This window comes from Thioclava sp. SK-1 (assembly GCF_001705665.1).
Lineage (GTDB): Bacteria > Pseudomonadota > Alphaproteobacteria > Rhodobacterales > Rhodobacteraceae > Thioclava.
In genome coordinates this window covers 1-890 of sequence record NZ_MDHA01000045.1, presented here as the reverse complement: position 1 = coordinate 890, position 890 = coordinate 1, and the positions used below count along the sequence as shown (strand labels likewise).

2 pseudogenes are annotated in these 890 nt (G+C 56.1%); one reads left to right on the top strand and one right to left on the bottom strand.

From position 1 onward, the window contains the following. Positions 1-213 precede the first annotated feature (213 nt). Positions 214-354 (top strand): annotated as a pseudogene (locus tag BFP70_RS20330) (DDE-type integrase/transposase/recombinase); the annotation flags it as partial. Between the two features lie 35 nt (positions 355-389). Here the strand turns inward: BFP70_RS20330 and BFP70_RS11710 are convergent. After that, positions 390-662 (bottom strand): annotated as a pseudogene (locus tag BFP70_RS11710) (integrase core domain-containing protein); the annotation flags it as partial. Positions 663-890 lie beyond the last annotated feature (228 nt).

The following is an 890-nucleotide window of genomic DNA, read 5'->3' as shown; positions in this document are numbered from 1 at the left end:
GTAACAGCGGAACGGAACACCCAGTTCGGACCCAAGCGCCTTTGAGCGCGTGCCATTGATCGGAACCTGTCCGCCGGCTGACTTCATCAAGGCGCGCAGCTATGATGCTGCGAATTGACGCCGTATACATGGCCGCGACCGACCGGAATGCCAGACCCAAACAAAGCTCTTGCCAAGGGGCCATCCATACATGGTCCGAGGGCAATGGACGACGATTTCACATACGTCCCGACCTGGGCCGGAACGGTCTATGTCACTTTCGTCATCGATGTCTTTGCGCGCCGCATCGTTGGCTGGCGCGTATCGACATCAATGGCAACGCAGTTCGTTCTCGACGCTTTGGATCAAGCGGTAATCTCCCCATTTTTACGCGGGCTTGGACGTAGAACTTATGCGGCCATTTTCAGCTTCATGACGGGTGTGGTGCCGCCGATGCCCATGTTTGGGCGATCGTTGTTATATGTCCAGGGCCATTGTGTAGCCTGATCCTGTGCCTCCTCGATGCTCTTGATGATGTATTGATCCAACCACTCGTGCCGAACCGTCCGGTTGTAGCGCTCGACATAAGCGTTCTGCTGCGGTTGGCCCGGTTGGATGTGCTGGATCGTTATACCCTGCTTCTCAACCCACATTCTGAGCTTCTCGCTGATGTATTCGGGACCATAGCACGTCGGGAATGACGCGCTGTTTATAGGTTATGGCCACGCGCGCAGCCCCCAAATAGCGCAGCGTGTGGCCATAACCGGTCTCAGGTCTCAACAGTGGTTTTGCAGAACCACACCGCTGAGGAGATCGGCTATGACCGTCAACCATTCTACTGCTGCGACTGTGCTTGTCGCCATCGACATTTCCAAGTACCGCCACGAGGTCCTGATCGGGATCCCGGGAAA